This is a genomic window from Corynebacterium sp. HMSC059E07 (assembly GCF_001814395.1).
GTDB classification, from domain to species: Bacteria; Actinomycetota; Actinomycetes; order Mycobacteriales; family Mycobacteriaceae; genus Corynebacterium; species Corynebacterium hesseae.
Map to the genome: position 1 here is coordinate 33,748 of NZ_KV816287.1, position 26,164 is coordinate 59,911.

Consider the following 26,164-nt stretch of genomic DNA (forward strand, 5'->3'; position numbering starts at 1 on the left):
CATGAACAGCTCCCCTTCCCCCCCCTTTAAACATGCAGCGGCCAAATAGGAGAAGAGTTACTTCGCTTTTAAAAAAATATAAACCTATTGACATGTTCTACCCTCCGTTTCTATCCTTCAATCAGGTTCATAAGAACCAACTTCATCCTTCACTTCCAAAGACCGCACGGTGAAGACAGAAAAGAGCTTATGAACTCAGTCACCATTTCTAACGTCCACAAGTATTTAGGCGAAGGCGCCCAGCGCACGCATGTTCTCAAAGGCGCAAGCCTAGAAGCTGGTGAAGGCGAGTTTCTCGGCATTTCAGGAAAGAGCGGCTCCGGTAAAACAACTCTCCTGCGCGCGGTTGCAGGTCTTCTACCTATCGATGAAGGCTCAATCTCGGTCTTCGATACCTGTGTATCCACCGCTGCTCCCAAGAAACTACTCGCCTTGCGCCGCAACACAATCGGCTTCGTCCATCAAGACGACCTGTTGATGAATGAACTCACAGCGCTCGAAAATGTCATGCTTGTGCTTGCCGCAGCGGGATTCGACGAGACGACGGCACACGACAAGGCTTGCGAGGCCTTAACCCAGGTAGGACTTGCAGAACTCGCTCAACGATTTCCCGCAGAGATGTCGCGCGGCCAATGCCAAAGAGTAGGAATCGCCCGAGCACTGTCTGGGAAACGGCGAATTCTCTTGGCTGATGAGCCGTCTGCTGCGCTCGATTCTGAAAACTCGCACGGCATTTTTCGACTCTTCAAGAAGCTGGCATCAACTGGCACAACCGTGATAGCGACCAGTCACGATCCCATCATGTTGGACTATTGCGGCACGGCCTACACGCTGATCGACGGCCAGCTTGGGAAAGCAGCCCCGAATGCTCAATGAACTAATCACGAAAGTCGTGCATTCTTCGAAACGGTATCGTTTCGGCGCAGCGGCAATCGCAGTGTGCTTAGGATTATTCGCATTTGCTGTCTCGGCTGATCTCTTCATGACGTTGTCCCCGCAGCAGAAGGCGCAGTCAGAATTGGGAAACAACGCCGTGCGGGTGGACGTGCCTGTGTACACGCGGGCGGGCGTGGTTGAACAGACGCTGCCGCAACTTGATTCCCCAGAGAGGGGCTTTACTACCCAACTCGAGACTTACGATCTCTATGTCGATAGCAATCCATCAGCTTCCCTTGTCTACAAGGAGTCTCACTGGGAAGAGCAAGCTCCCGATTTTGGGTTGGCATTGGTTCAGGGCCATTGGCCCAGCGCTCCTGGCGAGGTAGTAGTTACCGAGGACGTGAACTTCAACGTCGGAGAACACACAACCGCATTCAACGGCACGCTACCGCTCCGCATCGTTGGCGTTGTATCGAATTCCTTCCACAGCCAGGAGAAAGCGGTGTACGGCGCATCGGGAACATGGAACACCATCGACGCCGACGCTTATTCCATGACCTCCGCTTCGGTCCGGCCGATTGTGTTCGGTTCCGAAGGAACGACTCCTGCCGAGCTCACCGACTTCATTAGCAGTCAGCTCGAAACTACAAACCTCGTTGATCGCGCCGCGCTTGACGACGCCTTTTCGACCTCACTCCTCACCCGCGAAAGCCTGCTCGCCACGCCGCCTTCAGGGTTCGCCGATAGCTATTCTTTCTTCTTCGGCCTGTTCGCCATTGTCATACCGTGTGCTTTGATCCTCTTTTTGTGGCGAGTCACGTACCTAGTTCTTCACCCGTTGAACCGGCGGTTCTTCGAGCTAGGAATCTCGCCCTTCCTGTTGTGGAAGTCCAGCACATCCACCCTGCTTCGTTCAGCCCTGATGTACTCCGTCTTAGGCCTCGTTGTAGGTGCAGGCCTGGCGCAATGCGTGCGCCCATTCATTTCGGGACTTGCAGGGTTGCCTGATCCTGGAGTCCTCATTCCGTGGAAATGGTTAGTGCTTCTTCTCGCTAGCTCGCTTGCAGCACTCCTGATTGGCGGTATTACCACCGCGCCGTCGACCCAGCCGCATCCGTTCTGGAAAGATATCCCGCTGCCGGCCCTATCGGCATCATTCTTGCGTTGGAGTGCTATAGCTATTGTCCTTGTGGCCGCACTCTTTACGGTCGCTTCAGCACTGCTGGGGCCAGACGTGTTCGAAACTTGGGCGCCATTGCCAACCGTGGCATTGTGCATCGTCTTTTCTCTTCTTCTCGCACGCTGTCCGCGAACCAGCCGGCCCTACACTCCAGCAGGCGTGGCCCTGAGACTTGCAGAGAAGCACCGGCAGCTTATTGGCACGGGTCTGACGTTGTTGGTCCTGTGCATGGGAACCGCAGTGTTTAGCAGTTCGATGTCAGCCAGCTTCACAGCCAGTGAGAATGACAGCTTGATGTCAACGATCGCCCCAAACCAGGCACACATTTTAGAGAAGACAGATGACGGGCTTTCCACGCGTGCTGAATCCGTTCAGCACGTAGCCACTGCGTTGGATGTGCCCGCCCCAGTTCGTGTTTCTTATGTCCAAGCCACACTGGACATGCCCACGGAGATGTCGGGGACCTTTGGCGTACTGAGCGTCGAATCCGTTCATGACGTAGAGCAACTCTTAGATCGAGAGCTTACTGCCTCAGAAAAAGAAGTCCTTAAGACTGGAGCATTAGTCCGTGATCACAGATTCATCAACCAAGACCACGTTTCAATCAACACGAGCAAGAATTCAGGCCACTCATCTCTTCCAGCGCTGAGTATGGCCTTCGGACCTCACTGGGAAAAGCTAGCTGGAGGAATTATCCTCACATCCACGGCGCAGAAACTAGATGCACCGGCAGGTAGGACACAATGGGTCTTTACGGGTCTCCAGGAAGACCAAGAAAAGCGCTTTCTTGATAGCGCTGCACAAGCCCATATTCCCCACGATCTCGTGCTACTCCCGCTGGTTCAAACCTCTTCGACACCGCGGGCATTCTATATCAGCTTGGCAGCCGCGCTGCTCAGCGCGTTAGCCGTAACCTTTGTTTTCTCGCGGCAACTTGCTCGCGCTACCGAAGCAATCGAGACCACCTTCAAAGTACTAGGCCTCGATTCTTCCTGGCACCTAAGAATCGTTGTACTCACTACGGCCACACTGGCATGTGCCGCGATCATTACTGGCTGTCTCGCTGGAATCCTCCCGCTTGCCGGAATGGTCTACGCAATGGGAGATGGCCTCACCTTTGCCATCGATTGGAATGCACTTCTTGTTGCCGCAGGCGCAATAGCATTAGGCGCTGCATGTGGCGTCGGCATGACATGCCTTCGCCACGTGCAGCGCCCAGCGTCAAGCGCAACCGCTAATTAGATCTGCTTCGGCGGAACGGAGCGCTGCTCCTTGCCGTTGTAGGCAGACAGCGGGCGGATCAGGGAGTTGTTCTCGTTCTGCTCCACGATGTGTGCGGTCCAGCCGGTGATGCGGGCCATCACGAAGATCGGAGTGAAGAACTCAATGTCGAAACCCAGGATGTGGTACGCAGGGCCAGCCGGGAAGTCCAGGTTTGGCTGGATCTTGATGGAGGTGTTCTCGTACATGGTCTTGGCCATCTTCTCGTACATCTCCACCCACTGCTCCTGGCCGTGGTCCTTGGCCAGCTCGCGGAAGGCAGCCTCCATGGTCGGAACACGGGAGTCACCGTTCTTGTACACGCGGTGACCGAAGCCCATGACGAGCTCCTTGTTCTTGAGCTTGTTGAGCGTCCACTCCTCTGCCTTGGCCGGGTCACCGACCTCCAGGAAGTTCTTCATCACGGCCTCGTTAGCACCACCGTGCAGCGGGCCCTTCAGAGCGCCGATGGCGGCGGTGACGGCGGAGTAGGTATCCGACATCGTGGAGGTCACCACGCGGGCAGCGAAGGTGGAAGCGTTGAAGGAGTGCTCAGCATAGAGGATGAGGGACTTATCAAAGGCCTCAATATCGGAGCGCGACAGGGCCGGCGAGCCTTCCTCCTCACCGAAGACCATCCACAGGAAGTTCTCCGCAAAGCCCTTCTTGCGGGAAGGCTCGATGTAGCCCTCACCGCGGCGACGGCGGATATCGAGGGCGACGATGGTCGGCAGCTTCGCCATGAGCTCCAGCGCGGTGCGGCGGATGTGCTCGGAATCCTTGGTGTACTCCTCCGGGTCCTGGGAACCGATGAAGGAGACTGCGGTGCGCAAAACGTCCATCGGGTGGCAGGACTTCGGCATGGAGGTGATCAGGTCAATGAGGTGGCGGTCCAGGTGTCGCAGCGCCTTCTCACGAGCGGAGAAACGGACCAGTTCATCCTGGGACGGCAGCTCGCCGTTCCACAGCAGGTAAGCAACCTCCTCGAAGGAGCAGTAGCGTGCCAGCTCCTGGACCGGGTAGCCGCGGTAGGTCAAGGAATTGGTCTCCGGGACAACCTTGGACACGGCGGTCTCATCGACGACGACGCCGTACAGGCCCTTGCGGATTTCTGGGGTTTCAGACATGGTGTTTTCTCCTTTTATTGGGTTCTAGTGTGAGTTTCAGGCCGTGTGCCCTAGTCGAAGGTGGGCTTGTAGCTGTCCTTGGAGTAGGTGAACACGCTCTGGTCGAAGGCGTTGTACTCGTCGTAGCGCACCAGCTCATACAGGCGGGAGCGGTGCTGCATGCGGTCGAGCCATTCCTCGGATTGCAGGCCGGTTTCCTGCATGTCGCGGAGGAATTCTTCGGTAGCGCCCATGGCCACGCGCAGGGTGGATACCGGCCAGATGACGGCGTTATAGCCCAGCTCCTCGATGCGCTTGGCGGACAGCAGCTCGGTCTTGCCGAACTCCGTCATGTTGGCCAGCAGCGGGGTATCCACGGCGGCGCGGAACTTCTCGAAGTCCTCCGGCGAGTACAGGGCCTCGGTAAAGATGAGGTCCGCGCCGGCGTCGGCGTAGGCCTTGGCGCGCTCGATGGCTTCATCGATGCCGTGGATGCCGGCGGCATCGGTGCGGGCACAGATGATGAAGTTCTCATCGCGGCGCTCGTTGACGGCGGCGGTGATGCGGCGAACCATGAGATCCGTCGGCACCACTTCCTTGCCGTCGAGGTGACCGCAGCGCTTCGGGTTGACCTGGTCCTCCAAGTGGCAGCCGGCCAGGCCGGCGTCCTCCAGCGCGGCGACGGTGCGGGCGGCGGACATGGGTTCGCCGAAGCCCGTGTCGGCGTCGACAAGCACAGGCAGGTCCGTGGCGCGGGCGATGTGTCCGGCGCGCTGCGCCACCTCAGTGAGGGTGGTGAGACCAATGTCCGGCAGACCCAGATCATTAGCCAGCACCGCGCCGGAGACGTAGACGCCGCCGAAGCCGCCGATGTCCTGGATGAGCCGCGCGGTCAACGGGTTGAAGGCGCCCGGCAGCGTGGTAATTCCCGGTGCGTTCAGCGCCTCGCGGAAGCTCTTGCGCTTGTCTGCATTGCTGATAGTGGAGCCAAATAGGCCAGCCATTTAGAACAGTCCCTTCGGGGTCTCGGGTGCGGTGGCGATAGCCTCGTCGGTGAGGCGAACGTTGAGCTCGCTCAGGTCAGTGAGGTTTTCCAGGTTCTGGGCGGCAGCGAGGAAGCGCTCCTGCTCCTCCTCCGATACCTTGCCGGCAGCCAGCTTCTTGAACTTGTTGATGTACTCCTCGCGGCCGAAGGGGCGGGCGCCGAGCGGGTGGGCGTCGGCCACCACGCGCTCATCCTCAATCACGGTGCCGTCCTTGAAGGTAATGACAGCCTTGCCGCCGAAGGCCTTCTCCTCCAGGTCGTTGGAGTGGTAGCGGCGGGTCCACTCGGGGTCCTCGACGGTGGAAATCTTGTGCCACAGGTCGATGGTGTCCTGGCGGTGCTTGCGCTCGTCGGAGTAGGAGGTCTCGTAGTCCCACTCGCCGTCCTGCAGGGCCACGGCGAAGATGTACATGATGGAGTGATCCAGAGTCTCGCGGGAGGAGTTCGGGTCCATCTTCTGCGGGTCGTTGGCGCCGGTGCCGATGACGTAGTGAGTGTGGTGCGAGGTGTGCAGGACGATGGACTCGATGTCCTCCACCTTCAGGCCCTTCTCAGCCAAGGTCTTCTTGAGGGCAAAGGCCATATCAATCGGGGCCTGTGCCTGGTACTCCGCGGAGTGCTCCTTGGTGTAGGTGTCCAGGATGGCGCGCTTTTCCTCGCCCTCAGCCGGGAGAGGGACGGTGTAGGTGCGCTCCGGAGAGTGGAGCATCCAGGCGATGAAGCCGTCCTCGCCTTCCCAAATCGGGGCCGGGGCACCCTCGCCGCGCATGGAGCGGTCTACTGCTTCGATGCCCATCTTGCCGGCAAACGCCGGTGCATAGGCCTTCCAGGAGGAGATGAGGCCCTTGCGGGACTGGCGGGTGGCGGTGGTGGTGTGTAGCGCCTGGCCGATGGCCTGGTAGATGGTGTCGACGTCGAGGCCGAGCATGGTGCCGATGCCCGCGGCGACGGAGGGGCCGAGGTGCGCCACGTGGTCGATCTTCCACTCGTGAAGGCAAATGCCCTTGACCAGGTTGACCTGGATTTCGTAGCCGGTGGCGATACCGCGGATGAGCTCCTTGCCGGTCAGCCCCTTGTGCTGTGCCACGGCCAGGATTGGCGGGATGTTATCGCCCGGGTGGGAGTATTCGGCGGCGAGGAAGGTGTCGTGGTAGTCCAGCTCGCGCACGGCAGTGCCATTGGCCAGGGCTGCCCACTCGGCGGAGTAGGTGCCGTCAACACCAAAGATGGTGGCTCCGCCTTTTTGAGCCGGGTGGGCCTGAGCGATGACTCGGGCGGAGGTCACCGGGCGGCGGGTGGCAGAGGCCACGGCCACGGAGGCGTTATCGATGATGCGATTGATGATCATCTCGGTGGTCTCGGCCGGAACCTCAACGGGATCTGCTGCGACCTTGGCAATCTTGTACGCCAGGTGCTCTTCGATGGGGAAGTTCTCAGCGGACTTGTGGGTACGTACTTCGTGGTTAATCAACGGGGTTTTCCTCCTAGACAACAACGGCTGCGATAGCCATCACACTATCCCCCGCCCGTGTGGCCTGCCACATGTGTAAACTGTGTTTATCTGTTGCAGGGTTTTGCGTTGTTTGCAAACCTTGTGTAATTACCTGTTGGGGCGGCTTTTTGGGAGGACGTACACAATGAGCAAGCACTACGCGGGGGCAAGAATCCACGCACTACGTAAAGAACGCAAACTCACCCAAGCGGCCATGGCACAACAACTGGGGATGTCCACCAGCTACCTCAACCAGTTGGAGAATGACCAGCGCCCCCTCACCGTCACCGTCCTCATGCAGCTGACGCAACGCTTTGGCGTTGACGCCACCTACTTCGCGGGAGACCGCGACCTGCGCGCGCTCGCCGAGCTGCGTCAGCTCTTCCCCGAGGCCTCCGACACCACACTCACCGACTTAAGCGGGCGCTTCCCCGAGCTACTCCCCCGGCTTGTCGCCGCCGCCGCGCACACCCCCTCGGAAACCGGTCCTTTCGAAGCGGTCCGCGACTTCTTCTACGACGCCCACAACTACATTCACAGCCTGGACGTCGCCGCCGAGGAGCTGTCCGATTCCCTCGGTGACCGCGTCCTGCGCCGTGGGCGCTTGGCCTCAGTCCTGCAGGACGAGTTCGGTGTTACGACACGATTCTCCTCGGCCTCCCCGCGCCGACGGACCTTCCACGACCGCGAGCTACACCTGCGCGCAGGACTCACGGAAGCCCAGCTCGTCTTCGAGATGGCGCTCCAGTACTGTCTTCTGGCCTATCCGGAGCACTGCGCGGAACTCGTGGCCGAGCTCCCCAGCGCCGAAGCGCGCTCCATCGGCACCTATGGTCTGGCCCAATACTTCGCGGCGGCCGTCACCATGCCCTATACGCAGCTCCTCACCACCGCGGAGGAGACGCGCTACGACATTGATGTGATCGCGGCATCCTTTGGCACTGGTTTCGAGACCACCGCGCAGCGCTTGTCGACGCTTCAGCGGCCCCACCACCAAGGTGTCCCTTTCTCCTTCATCCGAACCGACCGCGCGGGCAATATTTCCAAGCGCCAGTCCTCCACCGCTTTCCACTTTGCACGCAGCGGCGGCTCGTGCCCGTTGTGGGTGGTCCACCGTGCTTTTGAAACACCAAACCGCATCACGCGCCAGGTGGCCTCGATGCCCGATGACCACACCTACCTGTGGATCGCGCGCTTCGTCCAAGGCCAAGCTCAGGCCTGGGGTACACCGCGCAAGGAATTCGTCGTGGGGCTGGGCTGCGATATCGCGCAGGCGGATCGCGTGGTTTACGCCGATGCGCTCAACCTCTCCCCTTCCGAGGCAACCCCCATCGGCCCCGGTTGCGCCGCCTGCCCACGCCCGGCCTGTCCGCAGCGCGCCTTCCCACAGGCGGGGCGCTCCGTCAGCCTCGACCTCAATGCCACTCCGGTTTCGGCCTACGCGACCTCGTAGTTTCCACAGTCCGCCCAAGCTTTCGAACTTCCTGCGGCAATGTCCAGGCCGCTTGCCAAGATAAGACTCGTTCGGCACCACGCCGGGCTCTCGTCTCTCACCTACGCAGGAGGTTCTCTCATGTCCAACCCCTATGCAGCTCCCCAGCGACTACGGCGAGCGGTTCACCATGGAAGAAGCCCAGCATGCGGTGAGCACACTGAGCTTATAAAACCGAACCGAAGCTAGAACAGAGCTGGAGCCTGCCTACTCGAGGTCGTCGTGGGCAACGAGGCGGCGGGCTGCCTCGGTGATGGTGCCGGACAGCGACGGGTAGACCGCGAAGGAATCCGCCAGCTGGTTCACGGTGAGCTGGTTGGTTACCGCCACGGCGATGGGCAGGATGAGCTCGGAAGCGGTCGGGGCGACGATAACGCCGCCGATAACGCGGCCGGAGGTGGCGCGGCAGAAGAGCTTGACAAAACCGTGCTGCAGAGAGCGCATCTTGGCGCGCGGGTTGGTGTTCAGCGGCATCGTGATGGTGCGCGCGGCAACCTCGCCCGCCTCAATCTCCGCCTGGGTAAAGCCCACGGCAGCGATCTCCGGGCGGGTAAACACGGCCGTGGCGACCGTCTTCAAGCGCAGCGGGGACACGCCCTCACCCAGGGAGTGGTACATGGCGATGCGTCCCTGCATCGCGGCAACAGAGGCCAGCGGGAAGAGGTCGGAGCAGTCACCCGCCGCGTAGATGCCAGCAACGTTGGTGCGGGAAACTCGGTCAACCTCGATGTGTCCGGACTTCGTGGTAGCCACGCCAACGTGCTCGAGGCCCAGGTTCTTCGTATTTGGGATGGAACCGATGGACATGATGACGTGGGAGCCGTGGATCTCGCGACCATCCTGGGTCTTGACCACCACGTTGCCGTCCTCGGTGCGGGAGACCGTTTCGACGCGGCAGTTCTTTTCCAGCTCCACGCCGCGCTCAGCCAGGACGGTCTCGAGGACGTCGGCAGCATCGGCGTCATCATGCGGCAGAATGCGGTCGCGAGAAGCCACCATGGTCACACGCACGCCCATCTCCGCGAAGGCGGAAACGAACTCGGCACCGGTCACGCCGGAGCCGACGACGATGAGGTGCTCCGGCTCCTCCTTGAGGTCATAAACCTGCTGCCAGGTCAGGATGCGCTCGCCGTCCGGCTGAGCGCCCGGCAAGATGCGCGGGGTGGCACCGGTGGCAACGAGGACCAGGTCCGCGTCGAGGGTCTCGGTGGTGCCATCAGTGTGGGTGACATCAACCTTGTGCGCGGCACCCTTCACGCCGTGCTGGTCCTCGGAGAATGCGGCGCGGCCATCGATGACCTTGACGCCGATCTTCTCCAGGCCCGCGCGCACGTCGCGGGACTGGTTGCCGGCCAGCGCCTGCACGCGGCCGTTAAGCGCCTCCAGGCTCAGCTTCAGCGAGCCGAGCTGGTGGTTCAGGCCCATATCATCCGCGCGGCGGAAGTCGGTGCGAATGTTGGCGCCGGCAATAAAGGACTTCGACGGGACGCAGTCCAAAAGAACGGAGGAGCCACCGGGGCCCTGTTCCTCAACCAACGTAATGTGCGCGCCGTACTTGGCGCCGGCAGTCGCAGCCTCGTAGCCTGCGGGGCCGCCGCCGATAATTACGATGCGGGGGGCTTCCTGTGACACTGTCGCTCCTTTTTTAAAAATCTGCCTATAAGAACTCTGGGAAATCCTTGTCACAGTGTAGTAGTTAGAAAACTAATCCTCCACGTTGGCAAACTGTTCCGCCACGGAGCCGAAGAGTTTGACGCCCACGCCGATAGCCCTCTCATCGGGGGCCAAATCACCCATATGCAGATCGTGCTGCTCGCCTTCGCCGGACCAACAACCCAGGCGGGCCATGGAACCGGGGACCTTCTCCAAGTACCAGGAGAAGTCCTCGCCGCCCGAGGACTGCGGCGCTTGGACCACGGCTTGCGGGTCGATGGCCTGGGCAGCGCTGGCGAGGAGGGCGGTGGAGACGTCGTCGTTCAGCACCGGCGGAACCCCACGGTGATAGACCAGCTCATGTTCCACGCCCAGGGGCGCCAGGACCTGCTCCACAAGCTCAGAGAACAGCGTTTGCATCTCGCGCCAGATCCCGATATCCGCCGTGCGCATGGTGCCAGACACCGAGCCGGTCTCGGGAATCGCGTTCGGTGCATAGCCGGAATTCACCTGACCAAAGACCAAGACGGTGCCGGTGCGTGGATCGACGCGGCGCGAGAGCAAACCCGGCAGGTCCGTCAGCAGCTTGCCCAACGCATAGACGACGTCCGCCGACAAGTGCGGGCGCGACGTGTGCCCACCCGGGCCGGAGACGTTGATTTCCACGACGTCAGTCGCGGAGGTGATCGCCCCGGCGCGGACGCCAATGCGCCCGACGCGCAGCTTCGGCTCGACGTGGACGGCAAAGATGGAGTTCACGCCTTCGAGCGCACCCCACTCGATGACGTCGGTGGCGCCGCCTACCCAAACCTCTTCGGCAGGTTGGAAGATGACGCGAACGCCGAAGTCCAGCGGGTGCTCACGGTTGAGATCCGCCAAGGCACAGGCCGTGGCTAGTGCAATGGTGGTGTGCATGTCATGCCCGCAGGCATGCATGACGCCGGGGACCTCGGAGGTGTACTCAAGGCCCGTGACCTCCGTGACCGGGAGCGCGTCGATGTCGGCGCGGAAGGCCAGGCGCCCAAGTTCCGTATCGGGCCCGATGTCCACCATGAGGCCGGTTTCGGGGAAAAGCTGCGGCTCCAGACCGTACTCACGCAGGGTGCGAGACAGGAAGCGCGTGGTTTCCACTTCCTTATTGGAGGTCTCCGGGTGGCGGTGAATATGGCGGCGCCACGCGATGACCTCCGCGCGGTGGTTGCTGAACCACTCACTGACGTAGTCCGAGATCACTGCTTCCTCCTCCGTGGTGTCCTGTTGGGAAGAGTCTACAACTAGACCATGCGGTTCAGTTAGCCGGGCAGGTCACACGCCGGATATACTGAGCGGTCTACCTTCGCTACAGGTCGATATTGCGGGGACCGTAGAGGCGGTCGCCGGCGTCGCCAAGCCCCGGCACAATGTAGGCGTCCTCGTTGAGGGCCGGATCAATCGCCGCGGTAACCAAGCGAACCGGCAGCCCCGAGTTGGCCAGCGCATCGACGCCCGGCTGCGCGGACACCATGCAGATCGCGGTGATATCGGTGGCGCCGCGATCCGCGAGGAGCTTCAGGGAATGCAGGAGGGAACCGCCCGTGGCGAGCATCGGATCGACGACAAAGACGCTACGCCCGCTGAGATCCTCCGGCAGGGCCTCCAGGTAAGGCACCGGCTCATGGGTTTCTTCATCGCGCGCCATGCCGATGAAGCCAACTTGGGCATCAGGGATCATCGACAGCGCCGGGTCAATCATGCCCAGCCCAGCACGGATGATGGGCACGATAATTGGCGGGTCCTGCAGGCGGGTGCCCTCCGCCGTGGCAACGGGAGTAACGCAATCAAAATGCTCGACGGGCAGGTCGCGCGCTGCCTCATAGACAAGCATGGTGCCAAGATCCCGCAGGGCTGCACGGAAGGCGGCATTATCGCTGCGGGCATCGCGCATGAGTGTGAGCCGGGAGGCGGCGAGGGGGTGGTCTACTACGTGGATATCCATGCCCTTCACTGTATAAGAATCGGCCGGGAACCGATCAGCGGGCGGCACAGTCTAATAAGCCATGACTAGCTTCCATACGTTTAATATCGACACCGAACACACCCGCAGGCTGGCGCACGAGCTTGCCGCCATCTCCCAGGCCTCCTCCACTCCCCCTCCTGAGCTACCGGTCGATACCGTTCTGGGCGGTTTCACTGGAACCTTTAACACCGCCATGGAGAACCTTTCCGCCCGCCTTGCCCAGGTCAGGGCGGATGCCGGTGCCGTGGCGGACTCCAGCTTCCGCATGGCCCGCGAAGCGGAAGACGCCGATGGTGCTCTCGCGAACGCGTGCGGGGGTCTGTGATGTTGGAGTCAGCACTCGCCCACATTGCCCGGATTCAGCCGGCGCAGCTTCCCGACGTCTCCCTGCCCACTGTGCCCGATCTCACTGCTGCAGGGCCGCTAGCGGAAATCGCGCATGGGGATCCACGGGCGTTGTTAGACACTGCGCGCCAAGCCACTGAGGATCTCTCCACCGCCCGCTCAGCTTTGGATGCTGCCCGCAGGCTCATCGCGGCGACGGTCAGGGACCTCATCGGTCTGGGCTTCGAGCTGCTCCAGCGCGGACTGCCTATCGCTCTCGGGTTGCTTATCCCGAATCCTGCAACACAGGCTGCGGCGCGTTCAGCATTGCAAGCCCTGGCCATGGAATACGTTGGCAAAGCGATGCTTCGCGTCAAGCAGCTGGCTGGGGAGCTCCTGCAAGCAGCAGCTCCCCTCATCCCCATTGGCCAGCGTGCTGTTCGCCCCTCGGTGCGCAGCCCGCAGGAGGAAGGCGTGGTGCGCCACGCACTCACCGCGTCCTCCACCGCAAGCGAAGGAACCACGCAAGGGCAGGCTGCGGCACAGGCCGCTCTGTCCCAGGTGGGGACTCCCTATGGGTGGGGCGGTACCGGCAATGGCAGCTTTGATTGCTCTGGGTTGACGCAATGGGCTTGGCGCCAAGCGGGGGTGGAGCTGCCGCGCACCGCAGAAAGCCAGACCGTGGGCCGTCAGGTAAGCGCAGACGAACTGCAGCCCGGTGACCTCATCGTGTGGGATGGGCACGTGGCCATGTACTCCGGCGGCGGACAAATGGTGGAAGCGGGCAGCCCTGTGCAAACCAATCCGCTGCGTACTAACAACATGGGGATGGCTTTCAAAGGGTTCTGGAGGCCTACAGGGTAGACTGTTTGCCCATGAACACCCGCGCGATTGTACCCATCCAGCTCTCCCTTTCTGAGGGTGATTTTTATACCCTCTGGGCGCCGAAGTGGCGCCAGAATGGTTCCGAGTGGCAGGCCTTCCTCGGTGATGACGAGTCCGTCTTGCTCTTTAACACCGAAGCCGAGATGCTGTGCTTCCTCGAATCCGGTTCGAAGCACGACCTGCTCGATCACCCAAAGTGGGAGGCTTTCAATTCCCAGGCGGCGGACCGCGTCGTTCCGGAGAAGAAGCACGTATACGACCTCATCGGCATGCCAAAGCACTTGGCTGGCCGCCCCAGCCACGAGAACGTGTCCACCGTCGCACGCTGCCTAGAAATTGCACACGCGCTGGCAGAGGTCGGGGCCGCGGAGCACACCGTTATTTTCTTCGCTTCGCATTCCATCTTGCGCAACCCCGCCCGCGGAGCCGATCACTATGCCGGTGACCAGGGTATGGGCGAATGGTCCGGCGTAGGCCGCGTTATTCATAGCAACTGGCGTGAGGTCATCGAGGACCTCGACAAAGTAGTCAAGGTCATCCCTTCCTCCGATTTCAGCCAGGAGGCAACCGCGGATGCCGCTACCCGCATCTCTGCCGCCAGCGAAGCCGCGGAAGAAGCACGCAAGAAGGCCGAAGAAGAACGCGAGGCGGCAGCGAAATCCGCCGATCCCTACGACAATTCCCCGTGGGCAGCCGCAGGCATCGACCCGATTAAGATCACCGCCAACCAGCGAACGGTCTACACCCTGCGCACCTACCTCAACGGCAAGCCGGTGTTCTTGGGCAAGTGGGGCGAGATCTTTACCTTCCCCAGCTCCAAGGTGCTCGTGCGCTGGATCATGGAGAACGACGACCATGACCTAGCAAAGGTTTCCACTTGGGAGGAGGTCGTTGCCGCGGCGAACGCGGGCGAACTCGAGGTCACTGTCCACCCGGATAACCAGTACACCTTCAATGGCATCGTGCGCGACATTGAAAAGGGTCCGGAGGCAGTCGATACGGATCAGATGAGCCGCTGCTACGAGGTCTGTGCCGACGCTGCCGACTGGGCCGGGGATGACTCCATCAACTCTTATATGCTGCAGAACCCGCGCTTCCAGGACTACCTGGGCTACATGCTCGGCTCCACCGAGCACGCGGGCTACGTCCCCTCCAAGCCCTACACCGAGCACGCGGAGTCCTGGAAGGGCCTGGAGGAAATGCTGACGAAGCGTTTCTCCCGCTTCTAGCTTCTACTTGGAAGACTCGCTGTCTTCTTCCGCATCGGAATCGCTCATTTCTGAAGCGTCTTCCGCGAATTCCGGATCCGCCAGTTCCTCATAGGCGGGCAGGATTTCCTGCTCGATGAGGCGCTGGCGGTCTTCTTCGCTAGCAAAGGAATTCTCAATGGCCTTGATGGTGAGGTCAAAGAACTCCTCGAGGCCATAGCCGAAGGTCTCGCTCAGGGCGAGGAAGACATCGCTGAGCTTCTCGCCCGCCACCGTGCAGGTAAAGCCGAGCTGCTGCAGCAGCGGCAGAGGGTGATCGGCCAGCTCCTCTGCGGGCATTTCTTCCAACGGCGCAAAGGCCAGCGCGATGCGGCGATCCCGCACCCACGCAGAGGCCTTGCCCGGGCGAACGCCGTCAAGGTCGGCACCGAAATCATCGACGAGATCTGTTGCGTGAACCAGACGCGTCGCACCGGCGTGCACGGCTTCCACGGCATCCTCGTACGAAGCCACGTCCCGCTCCCAGGGAATGAAATCTTCACGCAGCTTCTCCGCTGCGGACAGCTCAGTCAGCGCTGCACCGGCAACGGCCTCGCCGGCATCCCAGCTATTGGCATCGCCCTCCACGATGATCCGCGCATCGATTCCAGGAACGTCCAGTCCTTCCTGCACGGCGGCGAGGGCCTTGGCGGCGCCGAAGGGGAAAGCACTGGGGCGCAGGCGGAGCTCGGCGTAGACCACGTGGTCGTCGGCAAGCGCCTGCACAGCAGCGTGCGTGGCCGCGCGGAGCTCGTCCGGGGTGGATGCATCCGTGGGCAGCGGCGCCAACAGCGTCACTTTGGGCAGACGAGCGAAAATCTCGGCGCCGGAATCTTTGTTTTCAGGGCTAATCAGAGGTGCGTCATGCATGAGGTTCATCCTAGGACGGGGTCTAGGATTAAGCACGCTATGAAACATGTCCCCGCGCTCCTCACCGCCATCGCTCTGGCCGCCACGCCGCCAGCGTTTGCAGAAGAGGAAGAGTCATCATCGCCCACGCGCACCACCGCGCCGGATACCGACTCCTGCCCGCATTCCCTCGTTCCAGAGGAACCGACGACCACCTCGGAGCGGTTGGCTCCCGGTCAGGCAGCGCCCACTCCCCTGCCCGCGGTTGAGGGCGCGGCCTGCGGTGTCACCGCACCGTCGGGCTTTCGGGTCAATAAGGACGTCGTTGCCTCGGCGTGGATGGTCAGTGACCTGGACACCGGCGAAATCATCGCCATGAAGGACCCCAACGGGCGCTACCGCCCGGCCTCCATCATCAAAGCGCTGCTGGCGCTCGTGGTCATCGAGGAGCTTCCCCTTGATCAACGCATCACCGCCACGCTTGACGACGCCTCCGTCGAAGGCTCCGCCGTCGGCCTCGGCCCCGGCGGTGTCTATACCGTGGAGCAGCTTCTGCAAGGCCTTCTCATGGCTTCCGGCAACGATGCCGCACACGCTCTCGCGCAGGCTGTTGGCGGGGACGATGAAGCATTGGCAAAGGTCAATGCGAAGGCGAAGGAGATTGGCACGCGCTCGACGGTGGCGGCCAGCTACTCCGGGCTGGACGCGGCGGGTATGTCGACGTCCGCGGCGGATATCTCGCTGATTTACCGAGCGGCTTTTGCCAACGACACCTTCGCGCGCATCGTCGATACTGAGCACGTGGAGTTTCCCGGCTGGGGCGAGATGCCCGGTTATGAGCTCTGGAACGACAATGGGCTCTTCCTCAATGATCCGGATGGTATCGGCGGCAAGACCGGCTATACCGAGGACGCTCACCACACTTTCGTCGGCGCGATCAACCGCGATGGGCGCCGCCTCCAGGCGGTTCTCCTCGATACGACGGTTGAGCATGGTTTCCGCGCCTGGGAGCAGGCGCAGATGCTTCTCGACGAAGCCTCCGACGTCCAGCCCGGCGACGGCGTGGGGCAGCTCGATGATTTCGCGGCTGGAGGGCACAAGCCTTCGGAGTCGCAGGAGCCCAGCACAGCGCCTACCACGCCTTCTGCCACCGCCACCGCTGAGGCCCCGGCGGCGACGTCCTCCTTCGCGGACTCACAGGGCTGGATCGGGTGGCTGGTGGCGGGCCTCGTCGCCCTCCTCGTGGTGGCGGTGGCTACTTTTTCACTACTTCGGCGTTAGCCATGATGTCGTGCTGGCCGCGAAGCGCGTTCTTCGGACCAATCGTGGTCACCACGTAGAGGGCTCCGAAGAAGGCAATGAGCGGGCCGACAAGCGGCACGAGGGAGGCCACGCGCCACCAGTTGCGCTTAATGCTCTGCTGCCAGGTGAGCTTCTCGCGGGTGGTGACATCGCGCACCGTGTATCCAGCTATCAGCTTCGCCGGCGTTGCTCCTACGAGGACCTCGAAGCAGATGTAATAGGCCACCGTGATGATTCCCGAGAAACTGGTGAGCCAGACCTCATTGAAAGCGGAGTTGTACACCCCGACGCTAAGTAAGAGGGACACACCAATCGCCGCAATGACGTAGTCGATGACGGCCAAAACCACGCGGGTGCCGGGGGTTGCACGCGGGGCATCGTGCGCGGGCGCGAGAGCGTGGTGGCTTTCGTCCCAGCGGCCGGTATTCGCGTAGTCCTCCAGTTGCGCCCAAGTAAGCCGGGCGCCTGATTCTACCTTTTGGTCATAGCTTGCCCGGGAAGAAGGCTCGCAAAGGATGCGGGCGGCAACGGCGAGCTCCTCGCGCTCCGCATCCTCGGGGAGGTAGCCGAGGCCTTCGAGGCGGGCGTCGGCAGCCGCCAGTTGCACGCCCAGCTCGCGTGAGGTCGCGCGCGAATCCAGGGTGAAGTGTTCATACAGGTTCGGAGCGAAAGATACTGGAAGCATCGGCCTACTTTCGGCGCAGCAAGGCCCATGCGCCTGCGGCCGCCGCGCCGAGTGCGGCACCGGCACCCAAGGCCACGCCCGGGTTCGGGCCCCGGCGGATCTCATTGCGGACGCGGATAACCGCCTGATCCGGAACCGGCGGGACCATCAGCTCAAGGGATTCCTCGGTGGTGGCCGTCCACGCGGAAACGTAGAGCACGACGCGCCAGACCAGGTACATGACCACCATGAGGACAATCACAGGGCCGAACACGGCACCGGCTGGGTTGCCCGCCGCGGAGGACATGATGACGGTGGACAGCTGCTTGATGGCTTCAAAAAGCACCGCGCCAATGGCCGCGCCCATCAAGCCCGACTTGGTGGGCACCTTCGTGCGCGGCAGGAAGGCCACCATCCACCAAAAGACCAGGAAGTTGGCGATAAGACCAATCACGATTCCGGCGATAACAAGCACCGCTCCCATGCCAGGGAAGGACTCGATGCCGACCCACTCGAAGATCTTCTGGGTCAGCCCGGACGAACCCGCTGCCGTCACGCCGAAGGCGATGATCATGGCCACGAGCAGGCCAATGAGGCCCAGCAGGTCGCTGAGCTTCTTGGTGACAAAATTGCCCGGGGCATCAGTCGGATCCTGCATCCACATCGCTGAAATACCAATGCGCAGATTATTCATCCACCCCAGCCCGGACCACAGGGTGGTCAGGCCACCGATGCCGTACATTGCGCCGCGCTGCTCAATCGCGGTGTGCAGGAGCTCCGTGATCGAATTACCCAGATCGCCCGATACGGCGTTGGTGATCTGCTCCTCCAGCTGCTGCATGAGGTCGGGGCGGTTCGCCAGCACGGTCGCGGCGGCGGCCACGGTGAGCATGAAGATGGGAAAGAGAGCTAGAACCGAGAAATACGTAATTCCGGCCGCGAACTGGTTGCCGCCTTGGCTACCGTAGCGGTCCAGCATCTTCATAATGTGGTCGATGAAGCCGGACTTCTCACGGACTTTGTCTACCGCGCCCGGTTCATCGGCGTGAGCTCGCTCAATGCCGTAGTCATCGGTCTTCTTCTCATCAGGTCGAGTCGTTGGCGCCACTGGCGTTCCCCTTAAAAGTTAATTACAGAAACCTCTACACAGTCTTCATCATGCTAGCCAACTCAGCCGCGACGCGCGGGGAGGAACCCCACCGCCTCGTAGACCTTGTCCACGAGGGGGGTGGCGATCTCCGTAGCGCGCTCGGCGCCCTGGGCCAAGATGCGCTCGAGCTCGCCGCGGTCTTCCATGAGCTCGTCGTAGCGAGCCTTGAGCGGAGTGGTGAAGGCCTCGAGCGCCTCGGCCGTATCGACCTTGAGGTGGCCATAGCCCTGACCGGCATACTTGTCCACGAGATCCGGGATGCTCTCCCCCGTCAGCGCGGACTGGATGGCCAGTAGGTTGGACACGCCCGGCTGCTTCTCACGGTCAAAGGCCACCACGCCGAGGTCATCGGTCACCGCGGACTTGATGCGCTTGGCGGAGGTCTTGGGAGCATCGAGCAGGTTCACGATGCCCTTCGGGTTGGCCCCCGACTTCGACATCTTGGACGTCGGCTCTTGCAGGTCATAAATCTTGGCCGAGCCTTCCGGAATGAAGGCCTCCGGCACGCGGAAGACCTCACCGTACTTGTTGTTGAAACGCTCCGCCAGGTTGCGGGTGAGCTCGAGGTGCTGGCGCTGGTCCTCCCCCACCGGCACGTAGTGCGGGGAATAGAGAAGGATATCCGCGGCCATCAAAACGGGGTAGGTAAACAAGCCCACCGAGGTGCGGTCCTGGCCCTGCTTTTGAGACTTGTCCTTGAACTGGGTCATGCGGGAGGCCTCACCGAAGCCGGTCAGGCACTGCAAAACCCACGTCAACTCCGCGTGCGCGGGGACGTGGGATTGGACGAAGAGGGTAGATTTCGCCGGGTCGATGCCCAACGCGATCAGCTGCGCAGCACCCGCCACAGTGCGGTGGCGCAGCTCCTCCGGGTTCTGCTCCACCGTGATGGCGTGCAGGTCCGGGATGAAGTAGAAAGCCTCGTGCGAGTCTTGCAGGTCAATCCACTGCTTGAGCGCTCCGAGGTAGTTACCCAGGTGGTAAGAGTCCGCCGTGGGCTGAATGCCAGAGAGGACTCGGGAAGCGGAGTTCGATGCAGAAGTGGAGTCAGTCATGGTTGACCACTCTACTCTGCCGCCTCCGCTGGGGCGGCGCTGCGTCGGTTAAATCTTGCGGGAGGTCGGGCTAATAACGTCCATCATGACGGCGAAACCGGCCACCATGAACGCGCCGCCAACGCCCTGGAGGACGATCGGGCCAAGGAAGGCAAAGGACGGTCCGACGATGGTCCACCACCAGATACCCAGGGCAAGCAGAATAGCGCCGAGGACAAAGTAGATGATTGCGCGGGTCATGAGCATCTCCTGCGAAATAGAAAAGGACGTTAAGACGGGATTATCGTACCACTACTTGGAGTGGGCTACTTGTACTCGACCAGAAGCGGAGAGTGATCAGACCAGCGCTCCTCCACCGTCGGCGCCTTCTCCACCCAGGTGCGCTGCGCGCGCTCCAGCATGGCCTTCGTGGCCGCCTGGTAGTCAATGCGCCATCCGGCATCGTTGTTGAAAGCCTGGCCACGGTAGGTCCACCACGTGTAGGGGCCATCCGCCGCCGGGTGCAGGCGCCTGGCGACGTCAAACCACTGCGGATCCTTGGCCGCCTCCCAAGCGGTCTTGGTTTCGTAGTCCACCACGCCGAGCCAGTCCCCCAGCCCCTTCTTGTCCTGCGGCTGCTCATCCGGGAAAGAACCGAAGACGCGGTCCATGAAGGCGCGCTCCTCCGGCAGGTGGCCGGACTTTTTCTCGTTGGCCTTATTGTTCTTCAGGTCCTGGGCGCGGTGGCAGATGTTCCAGTCACCGCCGATGACGGCCTCCGGGTAGGTCGCGGCCATCTCATCCAAAACTTCAGAGAACTCATCCAAGAACAAGTACTTCTCATCTTGCTTCGGGGAATCGGTATCACCGGAAGGCAAATACAGGGAAGCCACCCGCACGCCTTCCACGGTGGCTGCGATGAAGCGGCCGGATTCGGCGAAGGAGCCGAAGCCCACGGAGACGTCGCCAAGCGCGTGCTTCGATAGGATACCCACGCCCGCGCGGCCCTTGGCGGCAGATTCGGCCTGTACCAGGTTCCATCCGGCCTCCAGAGCCGGGGCCAAGGCCTTCTGGGTCTGCTCGGGGTTGGCGCGCACCTCCTGCATGAGGACGACGTCGGCCGGTGTGGTCTCCAGCCACGCGTTCATGCCTGGGTTGTTCTCATTGCGCTGTTTGCAAGCCGCGCGGATGCCGTTGACGTTGACGGAGGCGATGGTGAAACTCATGCCGGACAGTCTAACTCTGTTCAATAATCTTCACGGAAGGGGCTAGACGGCGCTTGTCCCACATTGTGACAACCCAGGTGAGACAGCCTGCCACCGCCAGGCCCGCACCGGCCAGCGCGGTGGAGTTATAGGAGTAGCCCGCGCCCACGACTGCGCCGCCGATGGCCGCGCCCGCCGCATTGGCGATGTTGAGGGCGGACTGGTTCAATGCCGCCGCGAGGGTCTGCGCATCCCCCGCCACGTTGACCAAGCGCAGCTGCAACGACGGCACAAGGATGGAGCCGAAGAAGGCCAAGACGCCAAAGACAATCGTGCCCGCCCACGCGCTGTGCGCCACGAAGTAGAAGGTCACCGACACACTAACCATGCAGATAAGGGCAAAAATGATGCCGAATTCCAGGTTACGGTCCGCCAACCAGCCACCGGCGACGTTGCCTGTCGTCATGCCGATGCCATAGGCCATGAGCACAATCCACGTGTGGCTCGGGTCCATGCCGGCGACGTCCGTCATGGTCCACGTGATGTAGGTATAGACGGCGAACATGCCGCCGAAGCCAACGGTGCCGAGGAACACGGTGAGCAGAACCTGGCTGTTCTTCAAAGCACCGAGCTCAGTAAACATGTCCGTTTGTGGCATGCGCGTCATGTGTGGGAAGAGGAAAAAGAGCAGGATCATCGTGAGCCCCGCAATGGCCACGACCAGGAAATACGCCGCGTGCCAGCCCAATCCCTGGCCTAGGGCCTGGGCCGCGGGCACGCCGATCACGGTGGCGATGGACAGACCCATGCCCACCATCGACATGGCAAAACCTTGGCGGCCAGGAGGTGCCATCGAGACCGCCGCCAGGTTAGCTACGGAGAAGTACGCGCCGTGCGGCAGGCCAGCGATGAAGCGCGCCACCAGCAGAACTCCGTAGTTCGGGGCCAAGGCCGTGAGCAGGTTGCCCACGAGCAAGAAACCAATAAGCAGGATAATGAGGCGGCGGCGTGGGAGCTTGCCCGTGAGTGCAGCGATGACCGGCGCGCCCACGACAACGCCGAGTGCATAGACGGAGATGACTACCGACGCCGTGTCTTCCGTAATCCCGAAATCATCCGCGATGAGCGGTAGCAGGCCCATCGAGGTGAACTCCGTGGTGCCGATGGCGAAGGCACCCAGCGCCATGGCGATCATGACGATGGTGCGGCGGGTTGAGGAGATTTCCGTTTGGCGCGGGACGGGACGGCGTTGGATGCGGGGAGCGGAGTGCGGGAGATTCACGTGCGCGTACCTTAGTCCCTTTCCCGCGCGCAGACGAGAAGGCCCTAGCGATCACACAGCCCCGCTCCGCTGGTGGCGCGAGTCACAGGGGGACCGGCACCGCGAGAAAATAAGACAGGTATCCTGTGAGGTTGAACAGTTTTCAACTTCTTTAGGAGAACCATGGCAAAGATTATCTGGACCCGTACCGACGAGGCGCCGCTGCTGGCGACCTACTCCTTCAAGCCGGTCGTGGAGGCCTTCGCTTCCACCGCGGGCATCGAGGTAGAAACCCGCGACATTTCCCTGGCCGGCCGCATCCTGGCCCAGTTCCCGGAGCGCCTTGGTGACAAGAAGGTTTCCGACGCCCTGGCTGAGCTTGGCCAGCTGGCCAAGACCCCGGAAGCCAACATCATTAAGCTGCCGAACATCTCCGCTTCCCTGGTGCAGCTGAAGAAGGCCATCGCTGAGCTGCAGGCAGCCGGCTTTGATCTCCCGGAGTACGAAGAGGCTCAGGAGAAGTACGACGCCGTCAAGGGCTCCGCCGTCAACCCGGTTCTGCGTGAGGGCAACTCCGACCGCCGCGCCCCGATTGCGGTCAAGAACTTCGCTAAGAAGAACCCGCACAAGATGGGCGCTTGGTCCGCTGATTCCAAGACCAACGTGGCCACCATGGACGCTAACGACTTCCGCCACAACGAGAAGTCCGTCATCATGCCGGAGGAGGACACCCTCTCCATCGTCCTGAAGACCGCCGAGGGCGAGCAGACCCTGCTGGAGAAGCTGCCGGTCCTCAAGGGCGAGGTCATCGACGGCACCTTCATGTCCGCCAAGGCACTCGATGAGTTCCTCAAGGCGCAGGTTGCCCGCGCCAAGGAAGAGGGCGTTCTCTTCTCCGCTCACCTCAAGGCCACCATGATGAAGGTCTCTGACCCCATCATCTTCGGCCACGTGGTGCGCGCTTTCTTCGCTGACGTCTTTGAGAAGTACGGCAAGGAGCTCGAGGCCGCTGGCCTCAATGGCGAGAACGGCCTGGGCGCTATCTACGAGGGGCTGGACAAGCTCGAGAACGGTGCTGAGATCAAGGCTGCCTTCGACGCCGCGCTTGCCGACGGTCCTGACCTCGCCATGGTCAACTCCCACAAGGGCATTACCAACCTGCACGTTCCGTCTGACGTCATTATTGACGCCTCCATGCCGGCCATGATCCGCACCTCCGGCCACATGTGGAACAAGAACGACGAGGAGCAGGACACCCTCGCCGTCATCCCGGATTCCTCCTACGCCGGCGTCTACCAGGCCGTGATCGAGGATTGCAAGGCCAACGGCGCTTACGACCCGACCACCATGGGTACCGTCCCGAACGTCGGCCTCATGGCACAGAAGGCCGAGGAGTACGGCTCCCACAACAAGACCTTCAAGGTCCCGGCTGCGGGCACCGTCGAGGTCCGCAACTCCAAGGGCGAGGCCCTCATCTCCCACGACGTGGAAGCTGGCGATATCTGGCGCGCCTGCCAGACCAAGGACGCCCCGATCCAGGACTGGGTCAAGCTGGCCGTCAACCGCGCTCGCCTGTCCGGCATGAAGGCCATCTTCTGGCTCGACCCGGAGCGCGGTCACGATGCCAACCTCATCGAGCTGGTCAAGAAGTACCTCCAGGATCACGACACCGAGGGCCTGGACATCTCCATCGAGGACCCGGTCACCGCGACCAAGACCTCCGTCGAGCGCATCCGCAAGGGCGAGGACACCATCTCCGTCACCGGTAACGTCCTGCGTGACTACAACACCGACCTCTTCCCCATCCTGGAGCTGGGCACCTCCGCGAAGATGCTGTCTGTGGTTCCGCTCATGGCTGGCGGCGGCCTGTTCGAGACCGGTGCCGGCGGCTCCGCCCCGAAGCACGTCCAGCAGGTTCAGGAGGAGAACCACCTGCGCTGGGACTCCCTCGGTGAGTTCCTGGCCCTGGCTGAGTCCTTCCGCCACGAGCACAACACCAACGGCAACGCCAAGGCTGGTGTGCTGGCCGCTGCGTTGGACAAGGCCACCGAGACCCTGCTGGATGAGGGCAAGTCCCCGTCCCGCAAGGTGGGCGAGAACGACAACCGCGGCTCCCACTTCTTCCTGACCCTCAACTGGGCCAAGGAGCTGGCTGCGCAGACTGACGACGCCGAGCTGGCCGAGGCCTTCAAGCCGGTTGCTGAGGCCCTCGAGGCCAAGGCAGGCGAGATTGAGCAGGCGCTTCTCGACGTCCAGGGCGCCCCCGTCGACCTCGGCGGCTACTACGCCCCGAACGAGGAGAAGCTCAACCAGACCATGCGCCCGGTCGCTGCCTTCAACGACATCATTGATGGCCTGAAGAAGTAATTCTGCGCTAGGCGCTTAACAAAAGACCGCTTCGTCTCCTCCCCGGAGTTCGAGGCGGTCTTTTCTTGCTTCATTAACCACAAACAGGCCTAAAACAGCACTCCGCGACGCTATTTTTACCCGTTGAGCTGCGAAGACTTTTTCTTGACTGTTTCTTGCTTCTCGCGCCTTATCTCGCGAATTTCTCGCCCTTTTCATGCCGAGGACCCCAGTTAGTTAAAAAGTTTTTCAATACCTGGGAACCGAGAAACCCTCGCCTCCGACTACTAGTGCAGTTGATATCAGCACCTGTCCATCGCCCCTCCTGAACGCCCCGCGAACGTTCAGCAGAGGCCCTAATCAATAGACCCCGAAAGAGCACTACTTATGAGTCGGACGGCTCTGCGATCCTTCATTCAACGCATCCACTTTTATGGCGGCATGTTCGTCGGCCCCTTCATCCTCATCGCGGCATTGACCGGCTGTCTTTATGCCGTGGCGCCCTCCCTGGAGAAAGTGGTCTACCACGACGTATTGACGGTGCCTACCGTGGAGAATCCGCTGAGCTTGGAGGAACAAATCCAGGCCGCGCAGCAGGAACACCCCGACATGCCGGTCACGCAGGTCTGGCCGGCCACGACACCGACGGATTCCACGCGCGTGCTGGTCTCCGATGAAAGCATCGACGAGAGCCTGCAGCGCACCGTCTTCATCGACCCCGCAACCGCCAAGGTCATCAGGGACTACCCCACCTACTCGGGCCTAGGCGAGATGCCGCTGCGCCGCTGGATTTCCTCCCTGCACGAAAGCTTCCACCTGGGCAAGGTCGGTGAGCTCTACTCGGAGCTAGCCGCTTCGTGGTTGTGGGTCATGGCCTGTGGAGGCCTCTACATGTGGTGGATTCGCCGCCGCCCGAAGAACAAAGCAACCGCGAACGCCGCACAGCAGCAGCCTAAGCGCTCTGCCCGCTGGAAGGCCACCCGCCTGCATTCCACCGTCGGGGCTTGGATATTCATCGGCCTTCTCGGCTTGTCTGCCACCGGCATCACCTGGTCCGGTCTGGCCGGAGGGAACGTCGATTCCCTCGTCGAGCGCATGCACTGGAAAGCCACTCCCATCAACACCGCCCTGCACGGCACCACCGCTGAAACGCATGAGCACACCGGGCATGAAGGCCACGAGGGGCATGGGGCGTCGGCAAGCGCGAGCGTGGCTGCCGACGCCGAGCGTGTCCTCGCCACCGGCCGCGCCGAGGGACTGACCGGACCGCTGCGCCTGTACCCGCCAGAGGACGCCCACTCCGCCTGGCAGGTCAGCGAACGCTGGGTAGAATGGCGCACCACCTCCGATGCAATTTCGGTAGATGGCACCACCGGCGAGGTCATCGACCGCCAGCCTTTCTCCAGCCTGCCGCTGTTTAGCAAACTCAGCAGCTGGGGAACCTACCTGCACATGGGGATCATGTTTGGCCTTCCACTGCAGATCGCGCTGCTCGCACTGGGCCTCGCCACCGCCGCGCTGGTGGTGCTGGGCTACTACATGTGGTGGAAACGCCGCCCGCGCTTCCTCCCGACTGCCCACTTCTCCTGGGCCGCCACAGGACTGGGCGCGCTATTCGCCGCCACCGTCGGAGTCTTCCTGCCGCTCTTAGGAATCACCTTGGCAGCTTTCCTGGTTCTCGATGTCATTCTGGTGAACCGTGCCACAACCCAGCGCAAGGAACGCACGCCGGTCCCGGTCGGATAGTTTAGTGAAAGCGATCACATAGGGCGGAGCTTATTAGGTACGGTAGTT

23 protein-coding genes are annotated in these 26,164 nt (G+C 61.9%); 10 read left to right on the forward strand and 13 right to left on the reverse strand.

Annotation, left to right across the window (positions count from 1 at the left end):
• The first annotated feature begins 189 nt into the window (after window positions 1-189).
• Both HMPREF2967_RS03970 and HMPREF2967_RS03975 read left to right on the forward strand, forming a co-directional pair.
• Window positions 190-876, forward strand: a complete 687-nt coding sequence (locus HMPREF2967_RS03970) for an ABC transporter ATP-binding protein (protein ID WP_070597159.1) — start codon at window positions 190-192, stop codon at window positions 874-876.
• Window positions 866-3,301 (forward strand): BatD family protein, encoded by a 2,436-nt coding sequence (locus HMPREF2967_RS03975; RefSeq protein WP_070685107.1) that lies wholly within the window; start codon window positions 866-868, stop codon window positions 3,299-3,301. The genes HMPREF2967_RS03970 and HMPREF2967_RS03975 overlap by 11 nt, the downstream gene beginning before the upstream one ends.
• Here HMPREF2967_RS03975 and HMPREF2967_RS03980 read toward each other — a convergent pair.
• Genes HMPREF2967_RS03980 through prpD form a run of 3 tightly spaced genes read right to left on the reverse strand, consistent with a single transcriptional unit; the run spans window position 3,298 to window position 6,941 of the window.
• A complete protein-coding gene (locus tag HMPREF2967_RS03980; RefSeq protein ID WP_070530628.1) occupies window positions 3,298-4,446 on the reverse strand; it encodes a bifunctional 2-methylcitrate synthase/citrate synthase in 1,149 nt (382 codons plus the stop codon). The genes HMPREF2967_RS03975 and HMPREF2967_RS03980 overlap by 4 nt on opposite strands.
• A 50-nt stretch (window positions 4,447-4,496) precedes the next feature.
• On the reverse strand, window positions 4,497-5,429 hold the full coding sequence (prpB, locus tag HMPREF2967_RS03985) for a methylisocitrate lyase (RefSeq protein WP_070530630.1): 933 nt from the start codon (window positions 5,427-5,429) through the stop codon (window positions 4,497-4,499).
• Window positions 5,430-6,941, reverse strand: a complete 1,512-nt coding sequence (prpD, locus tag HMPREF2967_RS03990) for a 2-methylcitrate dehydratase PrpD (protein WP_070685109.1) — start codon at window positions 6,939-6,941, stop codon at window positions 5,430-5,432.
• Window positions 6,942-7,107: 166 nt separating this feature from the next.
• Here prpD and HMPREF2967_RS03995 point away from each other — a divergent pair, with 166 nt between their 5' ends.
• Both HMPREF2967_RS03995 and HMPREF2967_RS12995 read left to right on the forward strand, forming a co-directional pair.
• Entirely contained in the window at window positions 7,108-8,415 is a 1,308-nt protein-coding gene (locus HMPREF2967_RS03995; protein WP_070685110.1) for a short-chain fatty acyl-CoA regulator family protein, read from the forward strand.
• Between the two features lie 133 nt (window positions 8,416-8,548).
• The gene (locus HMPREF2967_RS12995; protein ID WP_227486149.1) at window positions 8,549-8,626 is read left to right on the forward strand and encodes an Ltp family lipoprotein; all 78 of its coding nucleotides are present in this window, start codon (window positions 8,549-8,551) and stop codon (window positions 8,624-8,626) included.
• 35 nt (window positions 8,627-8,661) lie between these two features.
• Here the strand turns inward: HMPREF2967_RS12995 and HMPREF2967_RS04000 are convergent, their stop codons facing one another.
• The 3 genes from HMPREF2967_RS04000 to upp all read right to left on the reverse strand — a co-directional run bounded on the left by HMPREF2967_RS04000 (window position 8,662) and on the right by upp (window position 12,082).
• A complete protein-coding gene (locus HMPREF2967_RS04000; protein WP_070530636.1) occupies window positions 8,662-10,086 on the reverse strand; it encodes an NAD(P)H-quinone dehydrogenase in 1,425 nt (474 codons plus the stop codon).
• Between the two features lie 72 nt (window positions 10,087-10,158).
• Window positions 10,159-11,340: a M20 family metallopeptidase gene (locus HMPREF2967_RS04005; protein WP_070563889.1), complete on the reverse strand. Its 1,182-nt coding sequence runs from the start codon at window positions 11,338-11,340 to the stop codon at window positions 10,159-10,161.
• Window positions 11,341-11,446: 106 nt separating this feature from the next.
• On the reverse strand, window positions 11,447-12,082 hold the full coding sequence (upp, locus tag HMPREF2967_RS04010; RefSeq protein ID WP_070530640.1) for a uracil phosphoribosyltransferase: 636 nt from the start codon (window positions 12,080-12,082) through the stop codon (window positions 11,447-11,449).
• A gap of 61 nt (window positions 12,083-12,143) precedes the next feature.
• On the opposite strand from upp, the gene HMPREF2967_RS04015 reads away from it, so the two are divergent.
• From HMPREF2967_RS04015 to HMPREF2967_RS04025, 3 genes are read left to right on the forward strand one after another with little or no spacing between them, the layout of a single operon-like run.
• Window positions 12,144-12,428 carry a hypothetical protein gene (locus tag HMPREF2967_RS04015; RefSeq protein WP_070685112.1) on the forward strand — a complete coding sequence of 95 codons (285 nt, stop codon included), beginning with the start codon at window positions 12,144-12,146 and terminating at the stop codon, window positions 12,426-12,428.
• Window positions 12,428-13,291 (forward strand): C40 family peptidase, encoded by an 864-nt coding sequence (locus HMPREF2967_RS04020; RefSeq protein ID WP_070685114.1) that lies wholly within the window; start codon window positions 12,428-12,430, stop codon window positions 13,289-13,291. The genes HMPREF2967_RS04015 and HMPREF2967_RS04020 overlap by 1 nt, the downstream gene beginning before the upstream one ends.
• A gap of 11 nt (window positions 13,292-13,302) precedes the next feature.
• Window positions 13,303-14,541 (forward strand): hypothetical protein, encoded by a 1,239-nt coding sequence (locus HMPREF2967_RS04025; protein WP_070530645.1) that lies wholly within the window; start codon window positions 13,303-13,305, stop codon window positions 14,539-14,541.
• A 3-nt stretch (window positions 14,542-14,544) separates the two neighbouring features.
• On the opposite strand, the gene HMPREF2967_RS04030 is transcribed toward HMPREF2967_RS04025, so the two are convergent.
• On the reverse strand, window positions 14,545-15,429 hold the full coding sequence (locus HMPREF2967_RS04030; RefSeq protein ID WP_083312581.1) for an amidohydrolase family protein: 885 nt from the start codon (window positions 15,427-15,429) through the stop codon (window positions 14,545-14,547).
• 39 nt (window positions 15,430-15,468) lie between these two features.
• Here HMPREF2967_RS04030 and HMPREF2967_RS04035 point away from each other — a divergent pair, with 39 nt between their 5' ends.
• On the forward strand, window positions 15,469-16,689 hold the full coding sequence (locus tag HMPREF2967_RS04035; RefSeq protein WP_070685117.1) for a D-alanyl-D-alanine carboxypeptidase family protein: 1,221 nt from the start codon (window positions 15,469-15,471) through the stop codon (window positions 16,687-16,689).
• On the opposite strand, the gene HMPREF2967_RS04040 is transcribed toward HMPREF2967_RS04035, so the two are convergent.
• The 6 genes from HMPREF2967_RS04040 to HMPREF2967_RS04065 all read right to left on the reverse strand — a co-directional run bounded on the left by HMPREF2967_RS04040 (window position 16,664) and on the right by HMPREF2967_RS04065 (window position 22,045).
• The gene (locus tag HMPREF2967_RS04040) at window positions 16,664-17,395 is read right to left on the reverse strand and encodes an RDD family protein (protein WP_070685119.1); all 732 of its coding nucleotides are present in this window, start codon (window positions 17,393-17,395) and stop codon (window positions 16,664-16,666) included. The genes HMPREF2967_RS04035 and HMPREF2967_RS04040 overlap by 26 nt on opposite strands.
• A 4-nt stretch (window positions 17,396-17,399) precedes the next feature.
• Window positions 17,400-18,482 (reverse strand): YhjD/YihY/BrkB family envelope integrity protein, encoded by a 1,083-nt coding sequence (locus HMPREF2967_RS04045; RefSeq protein ID WP_070684002.1) that lies wholly within the window; start codon window positions 18,480-18,482, stop codon window positions 17,400-17,402.
• Window positions 18,483-18,544: 62 nt separating this feature from the next.
• Window positions 18,545-19,579, reverse strand: a complete 1,035-nt coding sequence (gene trpS / locus HMPREF2967_RS04050) for a tryptophan--tRNA ligase (protein WP_070530655.1) — start codon at window positions 19,577-19,579, stop codon at window positions 18,545-18,547.
• Between the two features lie 48 nt (window positions 19,580-19,627).
• Entirely contained in the window at window positions 19,628-19,819 is a 192-nt protein-coding gene (locus HMPREF2967_RS04055; RefSeq protein ID WP_049157254.1) for a hypothetical protein, read from the reverse strand.
• Window positions 19,820-19,884: 65 nt separating this feature from the next.
• Window positions 19,885-20,784, reverse strand: a complete 900-nt coding sequence (locus HMPREF2967_RS04060) for an exodeoxyribonuclease III (RefSeq protein ID WP_070685121.1) — start codon at window positions 20,782-20,784, stop codon at window positions 19,885-19,887.
• Between the two features lie 10 nt (window positions 20,785-20,794).
• Window positions 20,795-22,045, reverse strand: coding sequence for an MFS transporter (locus tag HMPREF2967_RS04065; protein ID WP_070530659.1), 1,251 nt, complete (start codon window positions 22,043-22,045; stop codon window positions 20,795-20,797).
• 162 nt (window positions 22,046-22,207) lie between these two features.
• Here HMPREF2967_RS04065 and HMPREF2967_RS04070 point away from each other — a divergent pair, with 162 nt between their 5' ends.
• Both HMPREF2967_RS04070 and HMPREF2967_RS04075 read left to right on the forward strand, forming a co-directional pair.
• Entirely contained in the window at window positions 22,208-24,391 is a 2,184-nt protein-coding gene (locus HMPREF2967_RS04070) for an NADP-dependent isocitrate dehydrogenase (protein ID WP_070685123.1), read from the forward strand.
• Window positions 24,392-24,757: 366 nt separating this feature from the next.
• On the forward strand, window positions 24,758-26,116 hold the full coding sequence (locus tag HMPREF2967_RS04075; RefSeq protein WP_070521418.1) for a PepSY-associated TM helix domain-containing protein: 1,359 nt from the start codon (window positions 24,758-24,760) through the stop codon (window positions 26,114-26,116).
• The last annotated feature ends 48 nt before the right edge of the window (window positions 26,117-26,164 follow it).

What these genes read in the sequence shown, in the direction of transcription:
- HMPREF2967_RS03970 (WP_070597159.1), top strand. Translation starts at nt 190, where the DNA reads ATGAACTCAGTCACCATTTCTAACGTCCACAAGTATTTAGGCGAAGGC.
- HMPREF2967_RS03975 (WP_070685107.1), top strand. Translation starts at nt 866, where the DNA reads ATGCTCAATGAACTAATCACGAAAGTCGTGCATTCTTCGAAACGGTAT.
- HMPREF2967_RS03980 (WP_070530628.1), bottom strand. Translation starts at nt 4,446, where the DNA reads ATGTCTGAAACCCCAGAAATCCGCAAGGGCCTGTACGGCGTCGTCGTC.
- prpB (WP_070530630.1), bottom strand. Translation starts at nt 5,429, where the DNA reads ATGGCTGGCCTATTTGGCTCCACTATCAGCAATGCAGACAAGCGCAAG.
- HMPREF2967_RS03995 (WP_070685110.1), top strand. Translation starts at nt 7,108, where the DNA reads ATGAGCAAGCACTACGCGGGGGCAAGAATCCACGCACTACGTAAAGAA.
- HMPREF2967_RS12995 (WP_227486149.1), top strand. Translation starts at nt 8,549, where the DNA reads ATGCAGCTCCCCAGCGACTACGGCGAGCGGTTCACCATGGAAGAAGCC.
- upp (WP_070530640.1), bottom strand. Translation starts at nt 12,082, where the DNA reads ATGGATATCCACGTAGTAGACCACCCCCTCGCCGCCTCCCGGCTCACA.
- HMPREF2967_RS04015 (WP_070685112.1), top strand. Translation starts at nt 12,144, where the DNA reads ATGACTAGCTTCCATACGTTTAATATCGACACCGAACACACCCGCAGG.
- HMPREF2967_RS04020 (WP_070685114.1), top strand. Translation starts at nt 12,428, where the DNA reads ATGTTGGAGTCAGCACTCGCCCACATTGCCCGGATTCAGCCGGCGCAG.
- HMPREF2967_RS04025 (WP_070530645.1), top strand. Translation starts at nt 13,303, where the DNA reads ATGAACACCCGCGCGATTGTACCCATCCAGCTCTCCCTTTCTGAGGGT.
- HMPREF2967_RS04030 (WP_083312581.1), bottom strand. Translation starts at nt 15,429, where the DNA reads ATGCATGACGCACCTCTGATTAGCCCTGAAAACAAAGATTCCGGCGCC.
- HMPREF2967_RS04035 (WP_070685117.1), top strand. Translation starts at nt 15,469, where the DNA reads ATGAAACATGTCCCCGCGCTCCTCACCGCCATCGCTCTGGCCGCCACG.
- HMPREF2967_RS04040 (WP_070685119.1), bottom strand. Translation starts at nt 17,395, where the DNA reads ATGCTTCCAGTATCTTTCGCTCCGAACCTGTATGAACACTTCACCCTG.
- trpS (WP_070530655.1), bottom strand. Translation starts at nt 19,579, where the DNA reads ATGACTGACTCCACTTCTGCATCGAACTCCGCTTCCCGAGTCCTCTCT.
- HMPREF2967_RS04055 (WP_049157254.1), bottom strand. Translation starts at nt 19,819, where the DNA reads ATGACCCGCGCAATCATCTACTTTGTCCTCGGCGCTATTCTGCTTGCC.
- HMPREF2967_RS04060 (WP_070685121.1), bottom strand. Translation starts at nt 20,784, where the DNA reads ATGAGTTTCACCATCGCCTCCGTCAACGTCAACGGCATCCGCGCGGCT.
- HMPREF2967_RS04070 (WP_070685123.1), top strand. Translation starts at nt 22,208, where the DNA reads ATGGCAAAGATTATCTGGACCCGTACCGACGAGGCGCCGCTGCTGGCG.
- HMPREF2967_RS04075 (WP_070521418.1), top strand. Translation starts at nt 24,758, where the DNA reads ATGAGTCGGACGGCTCTGCGATCCTTCATTCAACGCATCCACTTTTAT.